15 protein-coding genes are annotated in these 18,651 nt (G+C 50.9%); 9 read left to right on the plus strand and 6 right to left on the minus strand.

Annotation, left to right across the window (positions count from 1 at the left end):
- On the minus strand, positions 1-1,965 hold a 1,965-nt coding region (locus JF44_RS0110715; protein WP_033068995.1), incomplete at its 3' end, for a beta strand repeat-containing protein.
- Positions 1,966-2,121: 156 nt separating this feature from the next.
- On the opposite strand from JF44_RS0110715, the gene JF44_RS0110720 reads away from it, so the two are divergent.
- The 6 genes from JF44_RS0110720 to JF44_RS0110745 all read left to right on the plus strand — a co-directional run bounded on the left by JF44_RS0110720 (position 2,122) and on the right by JF44_RS0110745 (position 11,271).
- Positions 2,122-2,907: a response regulator gene (locus JF44_RS0110720; RefSeq protein WP_162181401.1), complete on the plus strand. Its 786-nt coding sequence runs from the start codon at positions 2,122-2,124 to the stop codon at positions 2,905-2,907.
- A gap of 128 nt (positions 2,908-3,035) precedes the next feature.
- On the plus strand, positions 3,036-4,724 hold the full coding sequence (locus tag JF44_RS0110725; protein WP_033068996.1) for an ATP-binding cassette domain-containing protein: 1,689 nt from the start codon (positions 3,036-3,038) through the stop codon (positions 4,722-4,724).
- A 1-nt stretch (position 4,725) separates the two neighbouring features.
- The gene (locus tag JF44_RS0110730) at positions 4,726-6,858 is read left to right on the plus strand and encodes an ATP-binding cassette domain-containing protein (RefSeq protein ID WP_162181402.1); all 2,133 of its coding nucleotides are present in this window, start codon (positions 4,726-4,728) and stop codon (positions 6,856-6,858) included.
- The gene (locus JF44_RS0110735; protein WP_052065758.1) at positions 6,855-8,207 is read left to right on the plus strand and encodes an HlyD family type I secretion periplasmic adaptor subunit; all 1,353 of its coding nucleotides are present in this window, start codon (positions 6,855-6,857) and stop codon (positions 8,205-8,207) included. Before JF44_RS0110730 ends, JF44_RS0110735 begins: the two co-directional genes overlap by 4 nt.
- A 252-nt stretch (positions 8,208-8,459) precedes the next feature.
- A complete protein-coding gene (locus JF44_RS19965; protein WP_156111661.1) occupies positions 8,460-10,895 on the plus strand; it encodes an ATP-binding protein in 2,436 nt (811 codons plus the stop codon).
- A complete protein-coding gene (locus JF44_RS0110745) occupies positions 10,882-11,271 on the plus strand; it encodes a response regulator (RefSeq protein ID WP_033068998.1) in 390 nt (129 codons plus the stop codon). Before JF44_RS19965 ends, JF44_RS0110745 begins: the two co-directional genes overlap by 14 nt.
- 127 nt (positions 11,272-11,398) lie before the next feature.
- On the opposite strand, the gene JF44_RS0110750 is transcribed toward JF44_RS0110745, so the two are convergent.
- The 5 genes from JF44_RS0110750 to JF44_RS0110770 all read right to left on the minus strand — a co-directional run bounded on the left by JF44_RS0110750 (position 11,399) and on the right by JF44_RS0110770 (position 15,664).
- Complete coding sequence (locus tag JF44_RS0110750) at positions 11,399-11,728, minus strand: NIPSNAP family protein (protein ID WP_033068999.1); 330 nt, start codon at positions 11,726-11,728, stop codon at positions 11,399-11,401.
- A 27-nt stretch (positions 11,729-11,755) separates the two neighbouring features.
- Entirely contained in the window at positions 11,756-12,313 is a 558-nt protein-coding gene (locus JF44_RS0110755) for a TRAP transporter small permease (protein WP_238318429.1), read from the minus strand.
- Positions 12,256-13,548, minus strand: coding sequence for a TRAP transporter large permease (locus JF44_RS0110760; RefSeq protein ID WP_033069001.1), 1,293 nt, complete (start codon positions 13,546-13,548; stop codon positions 12,256-12,258). Before JF44_RS0110760 ends, JF44_RS0110755 begins: the two co-directional genes overlap by 58 nt.
- A 103-nt stretch (positions 13,549-13,651) precedes the next feature.
- Complete coding sequence (locus JF44_RS0110765) at positions 13,652-14,644, minus strand: TRAP transporter substrate-binding protein (RefSeq protein WP_156111663.1); 993 nt, start codon at positions 14,642-14,644, stop codon at positions 13,652-13,654.
- Positions 14,645-14,752: 108 nt separating this feature from the next.
- On the minus strand, positions 14,753-15,664 hold the full coding sequence (locus tag JF44_RS0110770) for an NAD(P)-dependent oxidoreductase (protein ID WP_162181404.1): 912 nt from the start codon (positions 15,662-15,664) through the stop codon (positions 14,753-14,755).
- Between the two features lie 197 nt (positions 15,665-15,861).
- Here JF44_RS0110770 and JF44_RS0110775 point away from each other — a divergent pair, with 197 nt between their 5' ends.
- The 3 genes from JF44_RS0110775 to JF44_RS0110785 all read left to right on the plus strand — a co-directional run.
- On the plus strand, positions 15,862-16,596 hold the full coding sequence (locus JF44_RS0110775) for a FadR/GntR family transcriptional regulator (RefSeq protein ID WP_033069003.1): 735 nt from the start codon (positions 15,862-15,864) through the stop codon (positions 16,594-16,596).
- A 64-nt stretch (positions 16,597-16,660) separates the two neighbouring features.
- Positions 16,661-18,325, plus strand: coding sequence for a thiamine pyrophosphate-binding protein (locus JF44_RS0110780; RefSeq protein WP_033069004.1), 1,665 nt, complete (start codon positions 16,661-16,663; stop codon positions 18,323-18,325).
- 67 nt (positions 18,326-18,392) lie between these two features.
- Positions 18,393-18,651, plus strand: a 259-nt coding sequence (locus JF44_RS0110785; protein WP_033069005.1) for an aldehyde dehydrogenase family protein, incomplete at its 3' end; no start/stop codon positions are given.

Consider the following 18,651-nt stretch of genomic DNA (forward strand, 5'->3'; position numbering starts at 1 on the left):
ATTAACGGTGCCAGCCGACAGGGTTGCGCCATCGGGAATGTTGGAGACGGTAACCGAGAGAACTTCACCGCTATCAGTGAGGCCTGCATCGATGTCGAGCGCAATCGGGCTATCTTCGGTGCCCGCTGCGTCCGTTACATCCAGGGTCGGAGCATCGGCTTCGCCAGTGACATCAACGGTCAGGGTATCGGACACAGAAGCGGTGTCGGTGCCGTCTGCCGAAGTGGCCGTCACACCGAGATCGAACGAACCACTGTAATCAGCTGGCGGTGTGATGGTCAGGCCATCAAGCTCATCGGCTGTCAGGGTAACCGTCCCATCCGGATTAACGGTGCCAGCCGAGAGCGTTGCGCCTTCGGGAATATTGGAAACCGTTATGGACAGAACTTCACCGGCATCGGTAAGACCTGCATCAATGTCGAGCGGAATCGGGCTATCTTCGATGCCGGAGGCATCGGTAACGTCGAGGGTCGGCGCGTCTGCTTCAGCTTCAACAGATACACTCAGCGTATCGCTGGTGGTTGCCGTATCGGTGCCATCGGTTGAGGTTGCGGTCACACCCAGATCGAACGACCCATTGTAATCCGCTGGCGGTGTAATGGTCAGACCGTCAAGCTCATCGGCGGTCAGGGTAACGGTACCGTCCGGATTAACGGTGCCAGCCGAGAGCGTTGCGCCTTCGGGAATATTGGAAACCGTTACGGACAGAACTTCACCGCTATCGGTGAGACCTCCATCGATGTCGAGTGTGATTGGGCTGTCTTCGGTGCCTGATGTGGTGGCTGTAATATCCAGGGTCGGGGTATCTGCCTGACCTTCAACGGAGACAGAGATCGTGTCGGTTATCGATGCAGACGTGTCTCCGTCCGTCGAAGTTGCAGTCACATCAAGACCGAAGGATCCGCTGAAATTCTCTGGAGGGGTGATGGTCAGACCGTCGAGCTCATCGGCGGTCAGGGTAACGGTGCCGTCCGGATTAACGGTACCGGCAGAGAGGGTGGCACCATCCGGAATGTTGGAGATGGTAACCGAGAGGACTTCACCGGCATCGGTGAGGCCTGCATCGATGTCGAGTGCAATCGGGCTGTCTTCGGTGCCTGATGTGGTGGCTGTGATATCCAAGGTCGGGGTATCTGCCTGACCTTCAACGGAGACAGAGATCGTGTCGGTTATCGATGCAGACGTGTCGCCGTCCGTCGAAGTTGCAGTCACATCAAGATCGAAAGAACCGCTGAAATTCTCTGGAGGGGTGATGGTCAGATCATCAAGTTCATCAGCTGTCAGGGTCACCGTGCCGTCCGGGTTGACGGTACCAGCCGACAGAGTTGCGCCATCGGGAATGTTGGAAATCGTGACCGACAGGGTTTCACTGGCATCAGTAAGGCCAGCGTCGATGTCGAGTGCGATCGGGCTGTCTTCGGTGCCCGATGTGGTCGCTGTGATATCCAGGGTCGGGGTATCGGCTTGGGTTGCAGAAATTGAAGAAATCTCTGGGCTGCCTGAGGATCCTCCTCCGCCAAACGACGGATTGGCGGCAGAAGAATTCGTAGAGGGGTTTAAAAAATTGTTTTCAGGCGGAGGAGTTGTTTCGTTTGGAATACGTTGCTCTGCTACCGGAGCTGCATTGCCTTCTGATGAAGTTGTTGATTCAGAAAGTGCGCGATTGTCGTCATCAGCCGGGGAGATGAACGAATTGGGAGCTGTATCTCCGGCATAAGCGTCGAGCTGAGAGTTCCCAGATGCCTGTGGCCCCTGGAAGTTACCTGATGCGAGCTCAATATCAGAGAAAGGTTGGTTGGCACCGGTTTGTTCTATGTTCGGATTGAATGGATCGTACGGATCACGGTCACCGGTATGAACACTGGCCAGAGCAGATTGTTGACGCATCAGAGCAAGGGAAAAAGGACTATTTCCGGTTGAAAGTTTGGGAACCAGAAACTGTACCTGTTCGGGGGTGTAGGCCATGACGAGAAATCCCTGTTCTGATCAAAAATCGGCAACTCTGCTCCTCAATATAGGAAGCTAAATGATCATTGCGTAGTGGGTGGATAAAACATATGCCCAATTGGTTGCGAAATGTTATCGTTTTGTTGGCGGGGGCTTTTTTTGTCGGAGGAACGGTTGCAGCAGACGCGTCGAATTCTAATTGTAGATGATGATCCCGATATCACGAAACTCTTGGAAATATATCTTCTTGATGAGGGGTTTGACGTTGAGGTCGCGTTTACTGCACAGGAGATGGACCATCATCTGGCCAATCGTTCTTTTGACCTGATACTGCTTGATATATTGCTCCCCGATGGGGACGGTTTTGACATTACACGCCGACTTCGTGAAGCATCCGATACTGCTATTATCCTGATTTCACGGAAAAATACTGATGTCGATCAGATTGTGGGGCTTGAACTTGGCGCCGATGACTATGTGACCAAGCCCTTGGAGCCACGTGCGCTTTTGGCGCGGATCAAAAGTGTTCTTAGACGCTATAAAATAAGCGGCGGAGGCCTTGGGGGTGATGAGGCGACGAAATCAGGAGGTGTTGAAACCAAGGAGATAAAGATAGGGGAATGGGAGCTCGATACTGTAACCCACAGGCTCATACATGATGATGGCACACTGCACATATTATCAGCCAATGAAACAGCGTTACTGAGGCATCTTGTACAGAACGAAGGCCAGGTTCAGACGCGAAATGATCTTATGCTCGCGATATCGGGACGCGAATGGGAATATATGGATCGGACCATTGATATCATGATTGTCCGGTTACGTAAGATTGTGGAGCCGGATCCCGGGAGCCCCAGATTTATCCAGACTGTAAGGGGAATCGGATATGTTTTCCAATCCCCAAAAAATGGTGGCGGCAAACAAAATACGCAGAATGATGTCAGAACGACCGATAGCTGACCGGGTATTACAAATGCACAACAAGATTTTAACACACAACCTACTGTGTGTTCCGGGCATTCAAACCAATATACAGTTTCAGTGACGCAGGGTTTGTGCTGAGAAAGCACATCAAACGGGAGTACAATATGTCCAATTCTTTGTCCGATGTTGCTCCGCCGTCTGCTTCCAAGCTGCGGCTCGACAACGTAAGGACCAAAGTACGGTTTGCAGAGGCCAGTGCAATCGTCACATCCACTGTGATGATCAACTTGCTTGCTCTGGCCGTGCCGTTGGGTGTGTTGATGATCTATGACCGGATCATTCCCAATCAATCTTTGCCAACTCTGGCGGTCTTGATCTTTGGTATTTCGGTCATTGTTGGCATCGACCTTATTTTGCGTTTGGTGCGGTTGTCTCTTGAAGCGCGCGTCACGGCTCGTTTGGATCATTTGGCGCGTATTAAGCACGTAGAGGCGCTTTTGGCGCAACGTCATCCGACGCGAACCAATATGTCACTGAATGATTTGCTGGGAAAACTGTCGCAAAGCTTGCCGGGAAGAGAAAGGAAGCTTTTGCGGATCAAATGTGTTGCCGATATCCCGTTTGCGTTTGCATTCCTGTGTGTCATTGGTCTGATCACCGGTGAATTGGTGCTTTTACCAGTCGGTGTCTGCCTGATATTTGGCGCCTGGTCATACATTCTTGCCGTAAGTCATCGTCGTGCTTCAGCCAAATTGCGGTCGACGCATACAGACAAGTCAGATTTTGTCGACAGAACTTTTGATAGTCTGGCGCAAATAAAATCACTGGGCGCTGAAATCCCGGTTTTGCATAGATTGTCCCGGTTATATGAAAGACAGGCCTTCCGTTTTCGGAAGCAGAAACAGTATTCAATGACCATCGGCAACATCTACAGCCTGTTTTCCCAACTAATGATTGGCGGCGTTGTCGTTGCGGGAAGCTTTGCCGTTCTGGAAGGCAATTTATCCCACGGTGGGTTGGCGGCCTTCACCCTTTTGGCGGGACGTGCATTGGAGCCAATGCGGAGTGTCTATGAACTGGTGGTTGGCGGCGGGCAGCCTGTTGAAAAGCCAAAACGCAACGGGCTTTCAAAAGCGGACCAATTTGATGTTTTGTCCGGCAGTGCCGAAAAACGCTTGTTTAAATCACCCCCGGAAATCTCAGCCAGATGCACTGTTAAGAGTGAAAGTGCTGGTGTGGTTCTTAATCTCGACCTGCTTGTTGCTTCGGGAGAAGCCGTTGCCATTACAAGCGCAGGAAGTGATGGAAAATCTGTTCTTTCCTATAGCTTGCTTGGTCTTGTTGATTACACGGGGACCGTGAAATTTAACAATATGCCACTAAATTCAAGCAACGCAGAAGCAATCCGAAACGAAATAACTGTTTTGGGACGTATCCCGCAACTGCCGCGCGGAACCATGATGGATGTTCTGAGTTGGGGGCAGGAGGAGCGTTATGCCGATGTCAGGTATTTGTGTCACCTGATCGGACTTGATGTCCCGGTTAAGAGTTTGCCGGATGGCTATAATACCTTGCTTGGCGATGACCCGACAAAGTTACCTAACGGGCTGTTGCAGCAAGTTGCGATCGTGCGTGGTCTGGCAGCAAATAACAAAGTGATAATTGTTGATGATGCGTCCCTGACGCTTGACGCAAGCACAGAGTTGAAATTTGCCAAAATACTCAAGATGTTGCGGAAAACAGCGACGATCATTGTTTTGAGTGACCGCCAGTCCCTGACGTCCATTTGTGATCGCCAACTGCTTCTTGAGAATGGTCAACTTGCAGAAGCGCCTGCGCAGAAGGAGGCGTAACATGGCTACTCAAATGATGCCACCGGGGCTGACGCCAAGTGTTGATAGCTTGGGAAACCTGCTGAACACTGTACGATATGACGGTGTGCGCAAGCTGTTCTATCTTGCCGGGGCAAGTATTTCACCGGTCGATATGTCGAACCTTCGTGAAGCTAGCGGGAAATTTCAATTTGAAGAGATTTCCGAGATTTCGCTGACGTTGTCGATTGCACCACAGATTAAACGTGATCGACTTGAAAACTTATTGCTGCACGAAAATCTGTTTGCGTTTGAGACGGCAGGCGAGGAACTTCATATCTTTATTCCTGGCGCTGATGGTGAAATTCAGTGCCTTTCGCCAGAAACCGGACTTGAACAGGCAATGCCCGATTTGGCGACACGCGGGCGGGCCATCATCCTGCAGGAAAGCAATGATCCGGGACGGGCAGACCCGAAAGTTTCCCAGACCAAGTTTAATTGGCTGAAAACGGCGTTGTCAGGATCAAAGAATTCTGTTTTTCAGTTGGCGATCATCACCTTTGTGGCAAGTATTCTTGCTCTCGCTATGCCGATGTTCACGCTTGCGGTTTACTCTCAGGTCTTGCCTACTCAAAGTGTTGACGCATTGTTGTACCTAAGCGTCGGGCTTGTGGTTGCGACCTGTGCTGAGTTTTCTTTGCGGATGTTGCGCAGCCGAATTCTTTCGAATGCTGCGGCTCTTCTTGACCTTAAAGTCAGTGTGTCGAGAAACTCCAGGCTGATGAGAATGTCTGTTGCTTTGGCCAGACGGTTCAACAGCCGTGATGCCTCGGCGATTATCAAGGACCATGAGCGGCTCAGTAATATCGTCACCGGCCCAATCGGTACAGCAATTCTCGAACTGCCGATTTTCGTTGTGTATCTTGCGGTTCTGGCGCTGTTGGGGGGATGGCTTGCCCTGATCCCGGTTATACTTCTGGCTGTTGGCTGTATTCTGATCTTGCGATTGTTGTCCTATGCCAATGAACGCACGAAATCGGCTCTGCGCAGGGCCGAAGAGTATGGTGTCATCTGCGATGAGCTATCGCGCAGACTATTTGTGATGAAACGTGAAGGAAGCGGGGCTGTCTGGCACCGGCGTTTTACCAACGCATCGGCGCGTTTGGCAGAAGCCGAGATGCAGCGTCAGAAAACCTTCTCCTATGCAAGAATTGCGACCAACGCTCTTACATCATTAATTGTAACGATCTCTTTGGCATTCGGTGCCGTGATGGCAATGAATGAAGTAATCGGACCAGGTGAATTGATTGCAGTTGTCGCAGTAGTCTGGCGCATGATGGCGCCGGTTCCATCCGTTCTGGAAGCCGTTTTGCGGCGTGAAGAAATTACCAACCTGATCGATAATGCGACCTACACTGCCAATGACAGTCCAGAGGAAGCGCGCAGCCATGCTCTGGGTGGGCAGGGAGCGGGGATTGACGGGCGCGTAAGTTTCTCGTCGGTGCTGTTCAACTACAAAAGCGGCCAGGCCCCTGCCTTGCGGAACCTTAGTTTTGAAGTCAAACCGCGTGAATTGGTTGTGATTACCGGGACGAGTGGTGCCGGGAAGTCGACGGTACTTGATTTGATTGCAGGGCTGCATTCACCGCAGCTTGGTACAGTCACCATTGATGGCGTTTTCCCGGCGCAGGTCCCCCAGTCTGTTCTGTTGCAGTCCGTCGGGTATTTGTCGCGAGATAGTAATATCCTGCCCGTAACTATTCGTGAATTTCTTGCCATGGGGCGGGAAAAGTTCTCGAAGGTGGAAATCGTTGAAGCCTCTAAACAGCAGGCTATTGATGAAGATATTTCGCAACTGCCAGATGGCTATGAAACCCGTATATGCGATATGGCACAGGACAGTTCACTGCTGCGCCGCATCGGGCTTGCCCGGGTTTTAATGACGCAATCGAGTTTGATCCTTATTGATGAACCGGATGCTTCATCTGCGGAAGTAAGGGCCGCGTTTTTGTCGACAATTCGCCAGATTCGCGATGACACAACCATTATCATTGTTACCCATGAACCAGATTACATCTCCGTTGCAGACCGAATATTGGTGATGAATCAGGGAACGATTGTGCGCGATTGCACGCCCAAGGATATCGTTCGTCAAAGAGAGGCTATTAAGGCATGACTGATCAAGCCGGACGTACAAAGGTTACCAGTGCCCAGGGCAAAGGGTCCTGGAGTAATAATGCCATTACAGCCAGCCAGCTATTCGATCGTAAAACATCGAGCAAACTGTCTTTGTTTACGACGTTTTCGCTCTTTGCTGTGATGGTAGGGGTGATTGCGTGGTCTGCTTTCATGCCGGTTACAGAGATTTCGGCCAGTTCTGGCGAAGTCGTTCCATCTGGGTCATTGCAAAATGTTCAACACCTTGAGGGTGGTATTGTTTCAGCAATCGAGGTGCGCGAAGGACAGTATGTGAATGAGGGAGATCTTCTTGTTGAGCTATCCCCTCACATTGCGCAATCTGAACTAGATCAGTTGGAAACGCGATTGGTCGGGTTGCAATTTCGTATACGGTATCTGACGGCCGCACGAGGAGACAATATTCCCGAAGTGGACGAGTTCGATGAAGATTATGCTGACATCGCTCGGGCAGCTCAGTACGAACTGGCAACCAAGCGCGAAACAGTTGCGTCGCAAATTGAGGTTCTCAGGCAGCAAGAAAAAGAACGTGAAGCTGAACTGGCAACGCTCAAGAGCCAGGCCGCTGGCGTCACCGAACAAATCAGATTGAAAAATGAACAAGTCAAAGGCCGTAGGATTCTGGTTGAGAAGGGCTTGTTCCCGCGCATGGATTTGATCGAAGACGAAAGGGAATTGGCCGGTTTGGTTGATAACCGTTCTGCGCTTGTGCTTGAAGCCACGCGCGTTGGGGAGCGTATTGGTGAGGTCCGGCAAAGAATTATTGAAACTCGTGCGCGCTATCAATCCGAAATCGCAACCGAGTTAAGTCAGTTGGCATCCGAAGCCGCAGAAACACGCGTGGCGATTGTCCGCGCCCAGGATCGCGTCGACAGGCTACGGGTCCGTGCACCGGTTTCGGGACGCGTAAAAGGCTTGGAAGTAAAGACCGTCGGAGGGGTGCTTGATCCTGGTGCCACCATGATGGAGATTGTTCCCGATAACACCCAGCTCAAGGTTGAGGCGCGCATTTCGACGCAGGACATCGGGCACGTACATGTCGGACAGGCGGCAAATATCAAAGTCCTAACTTACGATTATTCCCGCTTTGGCACCATTTTGGGTGAAATATCACAAATCTCGCCAACGACTTTCATGGATGAAGAAGGGGTGCCGTTCTACAAAGCCGATATTATCCTCGAAAACCCTTATGTGGGGGAGAATGTCGATCTTGCGGTTGCGCCGGGTATGACCGTTATTGCAGATATTCTGACTGGCGAGAAAATGTTGCTTGAAGCAATTATGTCTCCTGTTATCAAAAGCTTTGATAGCGCATTCAGAGAGCGATGATCGGCTATTGAACGAGAAGCGCCGGTACGCTTGGAATATTGCATTTCTCTATGTCGACACCACTTAAGATGTGTGTCGGGAATGGTGTTTCCTCAGTAAAGCGGTTTAGATATCGGTTTAGATGATCGAGCCAATATAAATGGGGCGGTGAATGCGATACCCACGTATTAGGTGACCTTGTGGAACCCTTTCTGAAAAAGGCCTGATAGTGCTCAGGGGCTGCCGTATAAGTCATTAACCAGGGGATTGAAGTTGCTCCAGAAATATTGGTCAAACCTTGCGTTGTCCCGAAAATTTGCACTGGGCAGTGTCGTGATGACGATATGCCTTACAGTCATTGCTGGTGTCAGTGTAACGCTATTTGTTCACAACCAGATTTTGCGGGAAGTAGAGCAAGAGTTGGATCGGGATTCCCAGGCGGGCGCACACCGCATGGCTTTGTATCTGGAGACGGTTCATTACAACCTAAACAATCTTGCAGCGTCCAGTCTGGTTCTGAATGGTCTTTTGGACCCTGATGAAAGAAGCAATCATCTGGTTCCGTTCCTGCAAAGTTTCCGGGCTTCGGACAGCTTATATACGGACGTTGGCCTTTTTGACTTGAATGGTCACGTTATTGCGCAATCCAATATTGATCCACAATCAAGTGTTTCCGGCGAACCCGACTTTGTTGACGCAGTTTCCGGTGACGTACGTGCGGTCTATCATGAAGCCGCCGACAATTGGAAATCGTACCTGGCAATTAGCTATCCAGTGTTTGATGAAGCAGGCCTGGACATCAAAGGTGTACTGCGAGGGCGTATCCACCTTGGCAATTTGTCGGATGTTTTGGCACCAAACGAGGAAACTCCACTTTTTTTCAAGCTGTCTAATGCAACAGGACAAATCCTTGGGGAATGGCAATGGCCGACGGATGTGGAACTCCTGATCCGAAGTTCTGCCGTGGATTTAAGACCGCCATTAGACCAACTCGGGTTGACATTTTTTGTTGGTCGTCTTGCGACCGAAGCCCTTGCGCCGGTTCAAAGACTGGTCACAAACATTGTAGGGTTTGCGATTGTCTTTATTTTGATTACGGCATTGTTGGCGGTTTTTGTCGGGCGAAAACTTAGCAGTCCGTTGCGTATGCTTGAAAGGACTGCGTCGAGGATTGCCACTGAAGGGTATTTTGATGTTGAGTTACCCGACTTGGGGAATGATGAGGTCGGGCGCCTTTCAAGCAGTTTTCGTGAAATGCTTGGACATATCAATGTTTCCTATAGCGTCCTTGAGGCCCGTGTAACATCGCGAACAAGAGAGCTTGATGAAGCCCGGATGCGCTTGCGAGATAGCGCAAATCAGCTTCAATCCATCCTTGATAACGTGGTTGATACGATTATTACGGTGGATATCTACGGTCGAATACAAGCATGCAATAATGCTGGCCGGGAGCTGTTTAATTGCCCGGTGGAACAGTTGGTTGGCAAAAATATTGTCGACTTTATCGATATTCGGGACCTTGAAGTATTTCTGGTTCCGACATCGGATCGTTTTAATCATGATCAGCAGCGGATCATGAAAGAAGCCGTTCTTTATCCAGTCTATGGCGCGGATGTACCGATTGAGTATGCCGTTGGCGAGTACATGGAAATTGAAGATAAACGGCTGATGACACTGCTGATCAGAAACATCACAAAACGCAAAGAGGTAGAAAAGCTCAAAGAAGAATTTATTTCTTCGGTTAGCCATGAATTGAGAACGCCTTTGACCTCAATCACAGGCGCCTTGTCCCTTGCGAAACGCGATTCCGTTGTGCCTCAGTCTGATCGGCTTCAGAAGCTTCTTGATGTCGCTTTGGATAATTCCAAAAGGCTCGGAGACTTGGTGAATGACATTCTTGATTTGGAAAAACTCGAAAACGGGAAGATCAGCTTCACCCTTGAAGACCTTGACCTTGGGGAACTTGTCCAAAGGTCAATCGATGCATTTGCGCCTTATGTACGAAAGCATGGCAAGAAAGTTAGGGCCCTACCGCCAACGCAGTCTTTTAAGGTTCTTGGAGACGAAGGACGCTTAATGCAGGTGATGAATAACCTGTTGTCCAACGCAGCCAAATACAGTGGTGATAACACGACAATTGATGTCGTCATTGCGGCAATCGGAAGTGATGTCAGGGTGTCTGTTATTGACCAGGGGCCGGGAATTCCACCGTCTTTACGTGCACACATGTTTAGCCGGTTCTGGCAAGCTGATGGTTCAAATACCAAAAAAGCAAGTGGTACAGGCTTGGGCCTGGCGATTACCAAATCTTTGATGGAAGGGAACGGAGGCCGGATTGGCTACCGGTCTCGTGCCGGTGTCGGGTCAATTTTTTACATTGATCTGCCAATTCAGAAAACGGCCGACCTTCGGCATGAACCTGAAAATGCGGTGGTTGCTGTTGGCCCGAGTGGCAACGAATTGATACAAACCGTCTTGCAAGAGAAATCGGGAAGCCTTGAGAAAATCGAACTGATCGAAATGTCTCATCGGGCACAGGCGGTGCTTTATCTTGAAAGCGGCGCTTTTGTCAGGGAACTTCAAACTGTTCCTGCTGACGAGGATCGGGATGGTATGGCTGTCCGGTTGGAAGAGATACTGAAAAATATAAATGATGGGTCGTTAAAATATGACCTTCACTGGTTGAGTATGAGCAATGAGCGAAAATAAGGAACTGAACAAAATTTTTGTCGTTGAGGATGATGTCGATATACAGTTCATCATTGAAATGGCATTGGTCGAATTTGGCGGGTTCGAGGTTGTCATCTGCCCGGATGGCAAGACCTTGTTCGATATATTGCAAAACAGCCAGCCTGATTTGATTCTTCTGGATGTGATGCTTCCCGATGATGACGGCCCGACCATTATTACAAAGCTAAAGGCCGACCCTGCCTACGCGGACATACCAGTTATTTTTGCAACCGCCAGAGTCAGGGGCAAGGATGTGCAATCTTACATGGATTTGGGTGCGATTGGCGTACTATCAAAACCATATGAGATCGAAGAATTGTGCGACCAAATACGGGACATGTTCCATCGGTCGTGAACGACAATGGCATTATATTTGGAATTTATGCCTAAAGATGAGACCGCAACTTTTTGTCGTTCCATAAACATTTATGCGCGTGGCATTCATATGAATGCCACGCGCATGGATCTTAACCAGTGTTGGTTTAGTCTTTTTTCAGGGCAGAGAAAAATCCGGTCGGAACAAGAATTTTGTTTACCTGACTAACCAGGTAGCCTGCCTCTGCTGATTTCTTGAGGTATTCCTGCCATGCGGGGTCGGCTTTCAGGTTGGCGCGTTTTTCCGCACGATCCGCAGCACTTTCATACTGCCAGATGTGAACGTAGGAGTTTACATCACCAGTTTCGGTCGCAGCGTAAACAGCCGGATCGCCCAGATGTTTCTTCTGAATCTGCCAGCCTTCTGCTTCATAAAGCTTGAGGTGCTTGCCGATGGTGCCGGGGCGACAGGTATAAGTGCGGTGGTCATAAATCATGTTCAAGTTCCCTGTTATGGTTAAGGACTAGATATCGTCGATGGTTTCAACTTCGGCGGCGTGCCGGGGTGAATGTCTGAAAAGGTCGGTGAGCGCATAAAGGAGCATGATCGCTGCGCTGGCTGGAATGCAGATGTAAAGTATCGCAACCGGGAAACCGATGATTGGGGTTAGGGCGCTGCTTTTTTCAGTCAGATTCCAGCCTTCGACCAACAAAAATCCGAGGAAAAAGATATTGATCAGTGTGATCAATATCGTATGGATGCGCCGTTTCGCCTTTGGCAGTGCATAATATAACCAATCAATGCGGAAATGTTGGTTTTCGCGCCATAACTCGGCCGCGCCAAAGAACACCATCCAGGCAAAGCACAGCTCGATGATTTCGTCGTACCAGCCCATTGAAAACAGGCCGGTCACGCGCGAGAGAACATTCGCGCCCAAAATAAACATCAGAACCATCAGGCACGAAATTGCAATAAAACGCAAAACCCAGCCGGTGACCTGATCAAGACGGAAAATGGCTTGCATTATCGGCCTCCTCCCATCACCAGATCGGGCAACCAAGTCGAAATCTGAGGAATGCAAATGACAAGCACCAGAACGACCAAAATGCCAATCAGATAAGGCCACAATTCACGGATCAAGGGCCCGACCGGAACCTTGGTGACGCTTGAAATCGCAAACAGCACCATGCCTACTGGCGGGGTCAAAAGACCGACCATTGAACACATGATCATAATGACGCCAAACTGAACCGGATCGATGCCAATTGCGGACATCACAGGCATAAAGATTGGAACGGTAATAACGATTACCGCAATACCCTCCAGGAACATGCCCAGAACCAGCAGGATCAAAACGATCAGTGACATGATGACGGCAGGGTTATCGGAAATCGACAAAAGGCCGGTGATCACGCTGTTGGGGACACGCTGATGAATAAGAAGCCAGCCAAAGAACCCGGCAGCCGCAATGACAAACAGCACACGAATTGTGTGAAGAAGCGTGTCCCAGAGGATTGCGGGCAGGGATGACAGGGTGATTTCACGATAAACAACCAGACCTAAAAACGCGGCATAGAAGCTTGCGGTAACGCCGGCCTCCGTTGGTGTGAACACTCCGGTCAGAATACCTGCAATGATTATAAACGGTGTACCAAGTGGCAGCAGGGCCCCCTTGAGTGACATCCAGAGTTCACGGTAGCTTGCACGCATTTCACGCGGGAATTTTCGGATAACCGCCACCACGTAAACTGCAACCATTAAGGCACCAGCCATCAATAGGCCCGGCACCACCCCGGCCAGAAAAAGCTTAACAACAGATATTCCGGTCAGGCTGGCAAAAATTACAAAAGGAATGCTTGGGGGAAAGACTGGCCCGATCGTCGAAGATGCAGCGGTAATGGCCGCTGCAAAGCGTTCGTCATAACCACGGTCGCGCATGGCTTTGAATTCGACTTGTCCAAGACCTGCTGCATCGGCCACTGCAGCACCGGACATGCCCGAGAAGATCAGACTGGCAAGGACGTTAACCTGACCAAGGCCACCCCGGATGTGCCCGACAAGGGCGGCAGCAAAGCGAAAAATACGCTCGGTCACACCGCCGGTATTCATCAGGTTCCCTGCGAGAATAAAGAACGGGATCGCCAGAAGGGTAAAGGATGTGGTCGACGAATACATGCGTTGGGGCAGCATCGTCAAAATGGCCGGTTCACCCAGCGCAAGATAGGTGCCGACCGCGGTGACCCCCAGTGCAATGGCGATGGGGACACCCAGAACAATCAACCCTACAAGTGCACACAGCACAATCAGTGCAAGCATGATCTCAGACTTTCAGAAAAGACATTGGGAGCGGACGCCAGAGAGAGGGAAGTTTCCCTCTCTCTGCGAAATCCACTCATACCGGTTAGAGCAGCTTGAGCGATTATTTGCCGATAAAGCTGAGAAACTTCTTCATGTTCTCTTCGCCGGAATATTCACTCACACGCTCATAGGCCGGTCCCATTTTTGCCTTGAACTTCTCAAGATCTGGTTCGGTTACCTGAACACCGGCGTCCTTGATCTTTGCAAGTTCAGCAGCTTCCTGCTCCTGTACCTGTTGGCGCATCAGATTGCCGGCAGTAGCACTTTCTTCACGGATGATGGCCTGTTCTTCAGGTGACAATGCGTCCCATTTGTCCTTGTTGATAACATGAACCATGGAATTATATACGTGACGCGTAAGTGCGAGGTTTTCCTGAAGTTCGTACATTTTATAGTGGTAAATGACGCCAATCGGGTTTTCCTGACCGTCAACAACACCAGCTGTCAGCGCGCCGGGTAGTTCCGGGAACGCGATTTGGGTTGTTTGTGCACCTGCTGCTTCGAGTGCTGCGACAATTTGCAGCTCAGGTGGAGTGCGCAATTTCAGGCCGGCAAGGTCTTCGGGCGTATTGATCGGACGAACGGAGTTCGTAACATTGCGGAATCCGTACTCCCAGTTCGACAGCATTACCAAACCTTTTTCTTCAAGTTTTGGTCCTGCCCAATCCATGAACGGACCATCAAGAACTTCATGGGCCTGTTCGTAGCTGCCAAATGCAAACGGCGTCATCACGGTGCCGAAAGCTTTCTCATATTTGTCGAGGCCACCCTGTGTCGGCAGGTTCATGTCTATGATGCCCAGAACGGTCTGTTCGAGCTGCTCGGGCGGGGCGCCAAGTTCGTTGGCAGGATACAGTTCGATGATCACTTCGCCATTGGTGCGGGCTTCGACCTGTTCTTTGAACTGTTTGGCAGCAATATGCCCGGGATGGGTTTCGGCCGCAAAGTGCGACAAACGCAGCGTGGTTTCTGCTGATGCAGGGGACATGCTTGCCATTGCCAAAAATGCAGCACAGGCTGACAAGGTTGCTTTCGTGATTTTCAAGTTTTTCAAGACTTTTCCTCCGTTGAAAAAATAGATGCGTTTCGTGCGCTTGTTATTGTTGGGGGACAGAATGGCCCCGTAGTGAATTTTTCGGTTTGAGTGGGATAACCCGTGGAATCAGGGCTTATCGGGCAGGGTCGCTTCGACACCTGATAGCTGTTCATATGCTTTGATCACTGCCGTACAGCCTTCCTGGCCAAAGCCCATGATTGAGGCCAGTGAGTATGTCTGATGAACGGAACTCGCCATGAAGCCGGGTAACCCTGCTTTTTCTAGCCAGCGGACGTAGTAGCCGACGTCTTTTTCCGCCCATTCGAGGGACATGTAAGGGGTGAAATCGCGTTCAAGGGTCTTGCGGCCATAAAGGTCCATCATGCCGCTTTTGCCGCCAGCCGCAGAAATGATGTCGATGACTTTGGTCATGTCGAGGCCTTCCTTGGCGGCGAGGGCAAAACCTTCGCAGAAGGAAGCGACATTGGCAAAAGCAATGAAGTTATGGATCAGCTTCAAGCGAATGGCGTGGCCACTTGGCCCGACATGGAAGATGTTCTCTGCATAGGTATCAAATAGCGGACGCAAATCTTCCAGAAGATCGGTAGCCCCTCCGTACAGGACATTCACACACCCTTGTTCGGCATGGATCGGCGTGCGGGTCATGGGAGCCTCACAATAGCGCACACCAATTTTATCACAGGCGGCACTCATCAGATCGACATGGTCGGGACTGGTTGTGGTGTGATCAAGCAGGATCTGTCCCGGTTTCATGTCCTGAAGGCAACCTGTGTCACCATCAATTGTCAGCACCTGAACGTCTTCTGCCTTGCCAATGCAGAACGCCAGAACGTCACAACTGCGCGCCATATCCCGTACAGATTTTGCAACAACGGCGCCTCGGCTTTTGGCCAGATCGACTTTTTCCTGATCAAGATCAAGCACATGCACTTTTACACCTTTAAGCAGCATGTTTTTAACCAGACCACTGCCCATGCCACCTAGGCCAACAAAGCCAACGGTTTTATCAAACGCCACGTTTTCCTCCATTTTTCGCCTTACGCCACGGCACTTTCGCCGCAGGGCTATTTTTCATTGAGATTGGGCATACCATGTCTCCATGTTGTCTGACAACCTGTTTTTATGTTGACAAAATAATCATTGCCCATGCATAAGGTCGGCATCATAAGTATCAGTCACGACTGATCGAACTTCATTTGCAAAGGGCATTTTCGGTGGACTCTTTTACGCGATTAAGCAGACGTCCGAGTTTGGCCGATGACGTTTCACAGAAACTTTCTCGTATGATTCTCGAAGGCGACCTCGCCGCAGGAGAACAGTTGCCGACCGAGCAAAGTCTGGCGGAAAGTTTTGGTGTTGCGCGCACCGTGGTTCGCGAAGCAATTTCACGTCTCAAGCATGATGGCTTGGTTGATTCACGACAGGGCGTTGGCGCCTTTGTTGCCGAGCCCAGCGCACGCAGCGCATTTCGCATCAGTCCGGCTTGCTTTGAAAAACGTCAAAAGCTGCTTGAAATACTTCAGTTGCGCACAGGCATCACGTCTGAGGCAGCGGGCCTTGCTGCGCTGCACCGCTCGGATGCGGATCTGGATTTCATGGAAAAATCCTATCGTGATCTGGAAAGCTCGTTGTTTAAGGGTGACGAGGGAACCGAAAAGCATCTTTTGGCAGAGCGCGCCTTTTATCAACGCATTGCCGAGGCATCTGGAAACCAGTACATCATCGAATTTCTGTCAATGCTCGATACCCGCATTGACATGGAACTGCGTTCTGTTGCGATCAAAAACGCGCGTGTGACAGAGTGGAATTCGGAAGTCTTGGCAGAGCATATGGCGGTTCTTGAAGCCATACGACGACAGGATGAAAACGCTGCCTCGCAAGCTGTTCGTTATCACTACACACTTGCGGCACAACGGCTTGCGGATCGTGCAGACTTGGCAGACACGTAAATAGCCGGGGCAAAGACGCCCCGCGACAATCAAACCAATCAGAAACAGTCTAGTGGAGGCACCGATGCAATGCACGGGAGGTCAACTGATCGCTAATGTCTTGGTTCAGCAGGGCATAGATCGAATTTTTGGGGTGCCGGGCGAGAGTTTTCTTGCTGTTCTTGATGCGCTGGTCGACACACAACAGATCGAATTTGTCGCAGCCAAACACGAAGGTGCGGCATCCTTCATGGCAGATGCCGACGGAAAGTTGACCGGACGTCCTGGTCTTGTTCTGGTCACGCGCGGTCCCGGGGCGTCAAACGCCTATGCGGGGGTGCATGTCGCCTATCAGGATTCAACGCCGCTGATCATGCTGGTTGGTTTGATCGGACGAAATGACGAAGAGCGTGAAGCATTTCAGGAGTTCGACCTCAAGGCGATCTTCGGTACCCAGACCAAATGGACTGCTGTAATTGATAATGCGGAACGTATCCCCGAACTTTTGACCCGTGCGTTTCAGGTGGCGGCTTCGGGGCGACCTGGGCCGGTCGTTTTGGGTTTGCCCGAAGACATGCTGCGTGACGTGGTTGAGACACCTCAGCTTCCGGCAAAGGTCACCCCGGTTCAAGCGGCGCCTTCGGATGCCCAGATCAGTGAAATTGCCAAATCCCTGTCTGGCGCAAAATCGCCTTTGGTTATTGCGGGTGGTGAAACCTGGGACGAGCAAGCCTGTAGTGATCTCGCTGATTTTGCGGCGGCTTGGCATTTGCCCGTTACATGCAGTTTCAGGAGCCAGGACCGGATGTCAGCCTTGCATCCCAATTACATCGGGGATGCCGGGCTGGGTATTAATCCTGCGCTGGCCAAGCGCATTCGCGATGCAGATGTCCTGCTGGTTCTGGGGGCGCGTTTGGGCGATTGCACGACGTCGGGATATACTTTGCTTGATATTCCGCTCGCCAAGCAGAAAATCCTGCATGTCCATCCAGATGCCAATGAAATCGGACGGGTTTATGCGCCGGAACTTGGCGTATGCAGTGGTATGAAGCAGGCGCTTTCTGCACTGGTCAAACATGATGCACCAACAGTCTCGCCGACTTGGGTGGATTGGACGAAAGCCGCGCGAGAAGATTATCTGAAGTGGTCAACGCCAAACCCGACATCGCATGGCCCGGTCAACTTGGCGGCCGTTATTCAACATCTGAATGAAAACCTGCCGGAAGACGCTATTCTGACCAATGGTGCGGGCAATTACACTGTTTGGGTACACCGTTTCTATCAGCACCGCCGCTTTAGAACCCAGGTTGCCCCAACGTCGGGATCCATGGGGTATGGGTTGCCTGCTGCTATTGCTGCCAGCCTTAGACACCCTGACCGGCTGAGTATCTGTTTTGCCGGGGATGGTTGTTTCCAGATGACCCTTCAGGAGCTGTCAACCGCACAGCAGTTTGGGGCCCGCGTCATTGTTATTCTGGTGAATAACGGCATGTATGGCACCATCCGCATGCATCAGGAGAAAAATTATCCGGGGCGGGTCAGTGGTACCGATATCGTCAACCCGGACTTTGTAAAACTGGCCGAAGCTTATGGTGTCGAAACCGCCAGAGTTGAGAAAACCGATCAATTCGCAGAAGCCTTTGACGCACTTGCGGCCACTGGAAAATCGGGTGTGATTGAAGTGATCACTGACCCAGAAGACCTAACCCCCCGCTTTTCCCTGTCAGAACTTCGCGCAAGCGCCAAGTAACCCGGTTTTTGTCTGCTCGTGGCAGAGTGGCCTTCATCTTAAATGTTCACCCAAACAGGGGAATTTCATGTCTTATACACTGACAGGCAAACATCTTATTGCCGGTGACTGGGTCGCCGGTGATGCGACGTTCCAGTCTGAGCCGGCTCACGGCCCGGCCAATACCTTCCCGGTCGGGACGCCCGCACTTGTCGATCAGGCCGCCAAGGCTGCCGAAGAAGCGTTTGGGTCGTTTGGTTATTCATCGCGCGAAGACCGTGCGAAGCTGATCAACACCATTGCCGATGAAATCGATGCGCGTGGTGATGAAATCACCGAAATCGGAA

The sequence above is a fragment of the Thalassospira australica genome (assembly GCF_000763295.1).
Classification (GTDB): domain Bacteria; phylum Pseudomonadota; class Alphaproteobacteria; order Rhodospirillales; family Thalassospiraceae; genus Thalassospira; species Thalassospira australica.

Bases quoted from the DNA above. Each gene is read 5' to 3' on its own strand.
- JF44_RS0110735 (WP_052065758.1), top strand. From the start codon at position 6,855: ATGACTGATCAAGCCGGACGTACAAAGGTTACCAGTGCCCAGGGCAAA.
- JF44_RS0110760 (WP_033069001.1), bottom strand. From the start codon at position 13,548: ATGCTTGCACTGATTGTGCTGTGTGCACTTGTAGGGTTGATTGTTCTG.
- JF44_RS0110750 (WP_033068999.1), bottom strand. From the start codon at position 11,728: ATGATTTATGACCACCGCACTTATACCTGTCGCCCCGGCACCATCGGC.
- JF44_RS0110780 (WP_033069004.1), top strand. From the start codon at position 16,661: ATGCAATGCACGGGAGGTCAACTGATCGCTAATGTCTTGGTTCAGCAG.
- JF44_RS0110745 (WP_033068998.1), top strand. From the start codon at position 10,882: ATGAGCGAAAATAAGGAACTGAACAAAATTTTTGTCGTTGAGGATGAT.
- JF44_RS0110725 (WP_033068996.1), top strand. From the start codon at position 3,036: ATGTCCAATTCTTTGTCCGATGTTGCTCCGCCGTCTGCTTCCAAGCTG.
- JF44_RS0110730 (WP_162181402.1), top strand. From the start codon at position 4,726: ATGGCTACTCAAATGATGCCACCGGGGCTGACGCCAAGTGTTGATAGC.